Raw genomic sequence first — 7,932 nt, 5'->3', positions numbered from 1 at the left:
AGGCGGGTGTTCTGCGACTCGACGATGGCCGAGAGGTTCAGCGTCCCGGCGCACATGAGCACCGTCACGATCACGAACCCGATCGACACCTCGTAGGAGACCATCTGGGCCGCGGAGCGCAGCGCTCCGAGGAATGGATACTTCGAGTTCGAAGCCCAGCCGCCCATGATGACGCCGTAGACGCCGAGCGACGAGATCGCGAAGATGTAGAGAATGCCCACGTTGATGTCGGCGATGGCCCAGCCCGCATTGAGCGGGATCACCGCCCATGCGGCCAGCGAGAGCGTGCACATCACCAGGGGGGCGAGCAGGAACATGCCCTTGTTGGCCGGCGCCGGGATCACCGGCTCCTTCAGGACGAACTTGAGCAGATCGGCGAAGGACTGGAGCAGGCCCCAGGGCCCGACCACGTTCGGGCCGCGGCGGAGCTGGACGGCCGCCCAGACCTTGCGGTCGGCATAGAGCGCATAGGCGATGAAGATGAGCAGAGCCACCAGCATGAGCAGGCTCTTGCCCAGCATGATCGCGACTGCGAGGAGGATGTCACCAAGGTCCATGATCGTTCCTCTTACTCAGCCGCCTCGAGCTTCAGCTCACGGGCGAGCGCCGAGCACTCGGCCATGACGCCGGACGCGCGGGCAATCGGGTTCGTCAGATAGAAGTCCTTCACGGGGCTCACGAACGGCTCGCGCCCGAGCGTTCCGCCGAGCCCGGCAAGGGCCTGAACGGCGGCAAATCCGTCCGCCCGCTGGACCGTGTCGACGGCCGCGAAGTGCGGGTAATGGGCATAGAGCTTCGCCCGGAGAGCATTGAGCGAGTCGAAGGGCAGACGATGACCCAGCACATCGGAGAGCGCACGAAGGATGGCCCAGTCCTCACGCGCCTCGCCGGGCGCGAAAGCGGCCCGGTTGGCGAGCTGCACCCGGCCCTCCGTGTTCACGTAGGTACCGGACTTCTCCGTATAGGTGGCTCCCGGCAGGATCACGTCTGCCCGGTGGGCGCCGCGGTCGCCGTGGGTGCCCTGGTAGATCACGAAGGCTCCGGGAGCGATATCGATCTCGTCCGCACCGAGATTGAACAGCACATCCACTTCGCCCTGCGCCATGGTCTGAGCGTTCAGACCCCACTCTCCGGGGACCATTCCGAGGTCGAGAGCGCCCACGCGGGAGGCAGCGGTGTGCAGGACCGAGAAGCCGCTCCAGCCGTCCTTGACGGCCCCGACGTCGCGGGCGAGCTGCGCGGCCGCCGAGAGAACGGCCAGGCCGTCGGGACGGGACAGAGCACCCTGCCCCACGATGACCAGCGGACGCTCCGCCGCACGAAGCTTCTCGATGAAGCTGTGGCGACCTCCGGCCAGATCGGCCAGAGTCTCGGGTCCGGCGCCGAGATACTCGTAGGGATAGGTCAGGTCGGCATGCTCGCCGATCATGGCGATCGGCGGCGGAGCCATGCGCCAGCGCTTGCGGATCCGCACGTTGACGAGAGAGGCCTCGATCCGGGGGTTCGATCCCACGATCAGGATCGCGTCCGCATCCTCGATGCCCGCGATGGTGCTGTTGAAGAGGTAGGAACCACGGCCGTAGACCGGCGTCAGGACCGATCCGTCCTGACGGGCGTCGATGTTGGTGACCCCGAGGCTCTGCATGAGGAGCTTCAGGGCATACATCTCCTCGACGGCCGCAAGATCACCCACGATCGCCCCGACGCGCTTAGGGTCGGCGCCTTTCACCCGGCTGGCGATCGTCGCGAAGGCTTCCTGCCATGAGGCGGGACGCAGCCGGCCGTTCTCGCGAACGAAGGGCCGATCCAGGCGCTGCAGGCGCAGACCGTCGACGATCTGGCGGGTCTTGTCCGTGATCCACTCCTCGTTCACCGCCTCGTTCACGCGCGGCAGGATGCGCATGACCTCGCGGCCGCGGGAATCGACGCGGATCGAGGAGCCGACCGCGTCCATCACGTCGACGGAGTCGGTCTTGGTGAGCTCCCACGGCCGATAGTGGAAGGCCTCCGGCTTGTGGGTGAGAGCGCCGACCGGGCAAAGGTCCGCCACATTGGCCTGGAGCTCGGAGCCGAGGGCCCGCTCGAGATAGCTCGTGATCTCCATGTCCTCGCCGCGCCAGAGGGCGCCGAGATCCGGCACGCCCGCCACCTCGGCCGAGAAGCGCACGCAGCGCGTGCAGTGGATGCAGCGGTTCATGGAGGTGCGCACCAGCGGACCGAGGTACTTGTCGGTCACCGCACGCTTGTTCTCGTGGTACCGGCTGGTGTCGACGCCGTAGGCCATGGCCTGATCTTGCAGGTCGCACTGGCCGCCCTGGTCGCAGATCGGGCAATCGAGCGGGTGGTTGATGAGGAGGAACTCCATCACCCCTTCCCGGGCCTTCTTCACCGTCGCGGACTTGGTGGAGATTTCCGGCGGCTCGCCGTTCGGCCCCGGGCGGCAGTCGCGCACACCCCAGGCGCAGGACGCGACCGGCTTCGGCGCGCCCTTCACCTCGACGAGGCACATGCGGCAGTTGCCGGCGATCGAAAGCCGCTCGTGGTAGCAGAAGCGCGGAATTTCCGCTCCGGCCGCCTCGGCCGCCTGGAGCAGGGTGTATTCCGCGGGAACGTCGACCTCGACGCCATCAACGATGATTTTCGCCATCTTCAATCTCACTCCGCCGCGATCAGGACGGATTCGGAATGCGGGTTTGCCGCGTAATCGTCGATCCGCTTCTCGATCTCGTGACGGAAGTGGCGGATCAGACCCTGAACCGGCCAAGCCGCCGCGTCGCCGAGGGCGCAGATGGTGTGACCTTCGATCTGGGTCGAGACTTCGAGCAGCATGTCGATCTCGCGCTTCTGGGCGCGGCCTTCGGCCATGCGGGTGAGCACGCGCCACATCCAGCCCGTGCCCTCACGGCACGGCGTGCACTGGCCGCAGCTCTCGTGCTTGTAGAAGTAGGAGATGCGGGCGATGGCGCGGACGATGTCGGTGGACTTGTCCATCACGATCACGGCGGCCGTGCCGAGACCGGACTTCAGATTCCGAAGCGTATCGAAATCCATGTAGGCGTCGGCGATCTGATCGGCCGGGACGATCGGCACGGACGAGCCGCCCGGAATCACCCCGAGCAGGTTGTCCCAGCCGCCGCGGATGCCGCCGCAATGGCGGTCGATCAGCTCGCGGAAGGTGAGGCCCATGGCCTCTTCCACGTTGCAGGGCTTGTTCACGTGGCCGGACACGCAGAACAGCTTGGTGCCGACGTTGTTCGGGCGGCCGATGCTGGAGAACCAGGAGGCGCCGCGACGCAGGATCGTGCCCGCGACGGCGATCGACTCCACGTTGTTGACCGTGGTCGGGCAGCCATAGAGGCCCATATTGGCCGGGAACGGCGGCTTCAGGCGCGGCATGCCCTTCTTGCCTTCCATGCTCTCGATGAGCGCCGTCTCCTCGCCGCAGATATAGGCGCCTGCGCCGTGGTGGACGTAGAGGTCGAAGGGATAGCCGTGGATGTTGTCCTTGCCGATGAGCTTGGCCTCGTAGGCCTCGTCCACCGCCCGCTGGAGGGCATGGCGCTCCGCCACGTACTCGCCGCGGATATAGATGTAGGCCGCGTGAGCTCCCATGGCGAAGGACGCGATGAGGCAGCCCTCCACGAGGAGATGCGGATCGTTCCGCATGATCTCCCGGTCCTTACAGGTCCCCGGCTCGGACTCGTCGGCGTTCACGACCAGGTAGTGCGGACGGCCGTCCGACTGCTTGGGCATGAAGGACCATTTCAGGCCCGTGGGGAAGCCGGCGCCGCCGCGGCCGCGCAGCCCCGACGCCTTCATCTCGTTGATGATCCAGTCGCGGCCCTGCTCGAGCAGGAACTTCGTTCCGTCCCAGGCGCCGCGCATCTTCGCGGCCTGGAGATCCGGCGAGTGGAACCCGTAGAGGTTGGTGAAGATACGATCTTTGTCCTGAAGCATTCCCGATCACTCCATCAGGACGACTTGTTGTCTTTGTCGACGACCACGCCCGGCTTGCTTTCGCTGCCGTCGCGGCGGCTCTCGGCTTGGGCCGGCGGCGTACCGGCGACCGGGGTCGTCGGGCTGCTCGGCACGGCTTCGCCTTCCTTCTTGGGCGACGCCACATACGACTTTCCGCTCTGCGGGGCGGGCCTCGGCTCGGCTTCGGTGTGCGACCGGCCCTTGGTGGCCGTCGATGGATCGGCGGCTTCCTTCTGATCGGTCGGGTTGATCGGCGTCTCGCCTTCCTTCGCGCGCTTGGCCGGGGTGTCGGCCGCATCGCTCTCGATCGGGCGACCGGCGGTCGGCTTGGCGGCCTTCACGTCCTGCGGAATGGACGCCATGGCGGCGGCGGGCTCCGCGGTCTCGGCGGCCTTGGCCTGCTCCTCGAAACGCTTGCGCCAGGCGCCGATCACGGAACCGTCGTACAGGGCCGGATCCTGGAGGGTGTTCACGGCCTCGAACGGCTCGGACCGGTTGCGTCCGATCTGGGAACCGACCTTCACCGGGCGGCCTGCCGCGAGATCGTCGAGAAGCTTCTCGAAGTTCTCGGTCGTCAGATCCTCGTAATAATCGTCGTTGATCTGAACCATCGGGGCGTTGGAGCAGGCTCCCAGGCATTCCACCTCGAGCCAGGAGAAATGGCCGTCCGCCGTCACATGATTCTGGTCGCCGACGCGGCGCTCCAGCACCTTGCGGATGTCGCCGGCGCCCCGGAGCACGCAGGGCGTGGTGCCGCAGAACTGGATGAAATATTTCCCGACCGGCTCGAGGTTGAACATCGTGTAGAAGGTCGCCACCTCCATCACGCGGATCACCGGCATGTCCAGCTTCGCCGCGACGGCCTCGATGGCCTTGCGGGGCAGCCAGCCGCCCGCCTGCTCCTGAGCCTTGCCCAGAAGGGCGATCACGGCCGAGGCCTGCCGGCCAGGCGGATACTTGGCGATTTCCCTGTCGGCGAAAGCCTCGGTCTCGGTGGAGAGAACGAAGCTCTCGGGCTGCATGTCTTCAGGCGCGAGCTTGCGAACGGCCATACACTCTTCTCCTCATCGCCATGGCCGGGCATGAAGCCCGGCCATGGACGACTTGAACCATTTCAGCACGCTTGTCGAAGCGTGGCCCCTGCCCCGACCTCGGGGCGGGTATTCCTCAGCGGTCGACCTCGCCGAACACGATGTCGATCGAACCCAGAACGCCCGCGACGTCCGCGAGCATGTGACCCCGGCACATGAAATCCATGCCCTGAAGGTGCGCGAAGCCCGGGGCGCGGATCTTGCAGCGGTAGGGCTTGTTGGTGCCGTCCGAGACGAGGTAGACGCCGAACTCGCCCTTCGGTGCCTCGACGGCGGTATAGACCTCGCCCGCGGGCACGTGGAAGCCTTCCGTGTAGAGCTTGAAGTGATGGATCAGCGCTTCCATGGAGCGCTTCATGTCCTTGCGCGACGGGGGGGCGACCTTGCCGTCGAGGGTCGTCACCGGGCCCTGCCCGTCCGGCGCCCGCAGCTTGTCCAGGCACTGGCGCATGATGCGGACGCTCTGGCGCATCTCCTCCATGCGGATGACCTGACGGTCGTAGTTGTCGCCGTTCATGCCCACGGGGATGTCGAATTCCATCTCCTCGTAGAGCGAGTATGGCTGCGACTTGCGCAGATCCCAGGCGACGCCGCAACTGCGGACGATGGGTCCCGAGAAGCCCCATTTCCAGCAATCGTCCAGCGTGAGCACGCCGATGTCCACGTTGCGCTGCTTGAAGATGCGGTTGCCGATGACGAGAGTGTCGAGATCGTCGAGAACCCGCAGGAACGGGTCGCAGAAGGCCTCGATATCGTCGATCAGCTCCGGCTGGATATCCATGTTCACGCCGCCGGGACGGAAGTAGTTGGCATGCATGCGCGAGCCGGAAATCCGCTCATAGAAGATCATGAGCTTCTCGCGCTCCTCAAAGCCCCAGAGGGGCGGCGTGAGCGCGCCGACGTCCATGGCCTGCGTGGTCACGTTGAGAAGGTGTGAGAGAAGGCGTCCGATCTCGGAATAGAGGACGCGGATCAACTCGGCACGGCGCGGGATCTCGATGCCGAGGAGCTTCTCGACCGCCATGCAATAGGCGTGCTCCTGGTTCAGAGGCGCGACATAGTCGAGGCGATCGAAATAGGGATTCGCCTGAACGTAGGTCTTGTACTCGATGAGCTTCTCGGTGCCGCGATGCAGCAGCCCGATATGGGGATCGACGCGTTCGACCACCTCGCCGTCGAGTTCCAGAACGAGGCGCAGAACGCCGTGCGCCGCAGGGTGCTGCGGGCCGAAGTTGATCGTGAAGTTGCGGATATTATGCTCGCCCATGGGTCGCCTCTCCGCTCCTTAGGCCTTGGCCTTCTCGTCGCCCGGCAGCACGTAGTCCGTGCCTTCCCAGGGCGAGAGAAAGTCGAAGTTGCGAAACTCCTGATTGAGCTTCACCGGCTCGTAGACCACGCGCCCCTGACCATCGTCGTAGCGCACCTCGACATAGCCGGTCATCGGGAAGTCCTTGCGCAGCGGATGCCCCTCGAAGCCGTAATCGGTGAGGATCCGGCGCAGGTCCGGGTGGCCGGAGAACAGGATGCCGTAGAGGTCGTAGGTCTCGCGCTCGAACCAGTTCGCCGCCGGCCAGAGGCCGACCAGGGACGGCACAGGCGTCACCTCGTCGGTTTCCACCTTCACGCGGATGCGCCGGTTATGGTGGGGGGCAAGGAAGTGATAAACCACGTCGAAGCGGTTTTCCCGGGCCGGGTAATCGGCCCCGCAGATGTCGATGAAGCAAACGAAACGGCACTGAGGATCATCGCGGAGGAACGTCGCCACACGGACGATGTCCTCCCGGCGGGCCACGATCGTCAGCTCGTCGAAGGCAATGGCCCGGTTCTCCACCGCCTCGCCCAGGGACGAGGCGATGTGATCGCTCAGGGATTGGAGATCAGCACTCATGCAATGACCTTTGCTCAGCGCTCGATGGTGCCGGTTCGGCGAATCTTCTTCTGCAGGAGCAGCACGCCATACAGGAGTGCCTCGGCCGTCGGCGGGCAGCCCGGGACATAGATGTCGACCGGCACGATGCGGTCGCAGCCACGAACCACGGAATAGGAATAATGGTAATAGCCGCCGCCATTGGCGCAGGAGCCCATGGAGATGACGTAGCGCGGCTCCGGCATCTGGTCGTAGACCTTGCGGAGGGCGGGAGCCATCTTGTTCGTGAGGGTGCCGGCCACGATCATCACGTCCGACTGGCGCGGCGAGGCGCGCGGAGCGAAGCCGAACCTCTCGGCATCATACCGCGGCATGGACATCTGCATCATCTCGACGGCGCAGCAGGCCAGGCCGAAGGTCATCCACATGAGCGAGCCCGTGCGCGCCCAGGTGATGAGGTCCTCGGTCGAGGTGACGAGGAAACCCTTGTCGGACAATTCCTCGTTGATCGAAACGAAATAAGGATCCGTCGAACCGACCGGCTTGCCCGTATTCGGGTCGATGACGCCACGCGGCGCGGGAGCGACCAGGGTCGACTGGGTCTCGGAGATCAATCCCATTCCAGGGCCCCCTTCTTCCACTCGTAGATGAATCCGACCGTCAGGACGCCAAGGAAGATCATCATGGAGATGAATCCGAACCAGCCCAGGTTCCCGAAGGTAATGGCCCAGGGGAACAGGAACGCCACCTCAAGGTCGAAAATGATGAAAAGGATAGCCACGAGATAGAACCGCACGTCGAACTTCATGCGGGCATCGTCGAAGGCGTTGAAACCGCATTCGTAGGCGGACAGCTTCTCGGTATCCGGGCGGCTGTAGGCGACGATGAAGGGCGCCACGAGCAGCGCGACCCCGATCAGGAGCGACACGCCGATGAAGATGACAAGAGGCAGGTAGTCGGCGAGGAGATTCGTCATGCGACACCTAGAACGAACTG

At 65.1% G+C, this 7,932-nt stretch carries 8 protein-coding genes; all 8 read right to left on the bottom strand.

Annotated elements, in window-relative coordinates; all coding sequences use genetic code 11:
- Positions 1-557, bottom strand: a 557-nt coding sequence (locus NF876_RS26100) for an NADH-quinone oxidoreductase subunit H (protein ID WP_262271284.1), incomplete at its 3' end; no start/stop codon positions are given.
- Positions 558-568: 11 nt separating this feature from the next.
- A complete protein-coding gene (nuoG, locus tag NF876_RS26095) occupies positions 569-2,647 on the bottom strand; it encodes an NADH-quinone oxidoreductase subunit NuoG (RefSeq protein ID WP_262271283.1) in 2,079 nt (692 codons plus the stop codon).
- Positions 2,648-2,655: 8 nt separating this feature from the next.
- Positions 2,656-3,957, bottom strand: coding sequence for an NADH-quinone oxidoreductase subunit NuoF (gene nuoF, locus NF876_RS26090; protein ID WP_262271282.1), 1,302 nt, complete (start codon positions 3,955-3,957; stop codon positions 2,656-2,658).
- Positions 3,958-3,971: 14 nt separating this feature from the next.
- Positions 3,972-5,030, bottom strand: a complete 1,059-nt coding sequence (nuoE, locus tag NF876_RS26085) for an NADH-quinone oxidoreductase subunit NuoE (RefSeq protein ID WP_262271281.1) — start codon at positions 5,028-5,030, stop codon at positions 3,972-3,974.
- Positions 5,031-5,145: 115 nt separating this feature from the next.
- Complete coding sequence (locus NF876_RS26080) at positions 5,146-6,336, bottom strand: NADH-quinone oxidoreductase subunit D (RefSeq protein ID WP_262271280.1); 1,191 nt, start codon at positions 6,334-6,336, stop codon at positions 5,146-5,148.
- Positions 6,337-6,354: 18 nt separating this feature from the next.
- Positions 6,355-6,957 carry an NADH-quinone oxidoreductase subunit C gene (locus NF876_RS26075; RefSeq protein WP_262271279.1) on the bottom strand — a complete coding sequence of 201 codons (603 nt, stop codon included), beginning with the start codon at positions 6,955-6,957 and terminating at the stop codon, positions 6,355-6,357.
- A gap of 14 nt (positions 6,958-6,971) precedes the next feature.
- Positions 6,972-7,556, bottom strand: coding sequence for a NuoB/complex I 20 kDa subunit family protein (locus NF876_RS26070; protein ID WP_262271278.1), 585 nt, complete (start codon positions 7,554-7,556; stop codon positions 6,972-6,974).
- On the bottom strand, positions 7,547-7,912 hold the full coding sequence (locus NF876_RS26065) for an NADH-quinone oxidoreductase subunit A (RefSeq protein WP_036351452.1): 366 nt from the start codon (positions 7,910-7,912) through the stop codon (positions 7,547-7,549). Before NF876_RS26065 ends, NF876_RS26070 begins: the two co-directional genes overlap by 10 nt.
- Positions 7,913-7,932: the final 20 nt, after the last annotated feature.

It is taken from the genome of Microvirga yunnanensis, assembly GCF_025460875.1.
This window is presented reverse-complemented; position numbering and strand designations above follow the sequence as displayed.

What these genes read in the sequence shown, in the direction of transcription:
- NF876_RS26070 (WP_262271278.1), bottom strand. Translation starts at nt 7,556, where the DNA reads ATGGGATTGATCTCCGAGACCCAGTCGACCCTGGTCGCTCCCGCGCCG.
- nuoF (WP_262271282.1), bottom strand. Translation starts at nt 3,957, where the DNA reads ATGCTTCAGGACAAAGATCGTATCTTCACCAACCTCTACGGGTTCCAC.
- nuoG (WP_262271283.1), bottom strand. Translation starts at nt 2,647, where the DNA reads ATGGCGAAAATCATCGTTGATGGCGTCGAGGTCGACGTTCCCGCGGAA.
- NF876_RS26080 (WP_262271280.1), bottom strand. Translation starts at nt 6,336, where the DNA reads ATGGGCGAGCATAATATCCGCAACTTCACGATCAACTTCGGCCCGCAG.
- nuoE (WP_262271281.1), bottom strand. Translation starts at nt 5,030, where the DNA reads ATGGCCGTTCGCAAGCTCGCGCCTGAAGACATGCAGCCCGAGAGCTTC.
- NF876_RS26065 (WP_036351452.1), bottom strand. Translation starts at nt 7,912, where the DNA reads ATGACGAATCTCCTCGCCGACTACCTGCCTCTTGTCATCTTCATCGGC.
- NF876_RS26075 (WP_262271279.1), bottom strand. Translation starts at nt 6,957, where the DNA reads ATGAGTGCTGATCTCCAATCCCTGAGCGATCACATCGCCTCGTCCCTG.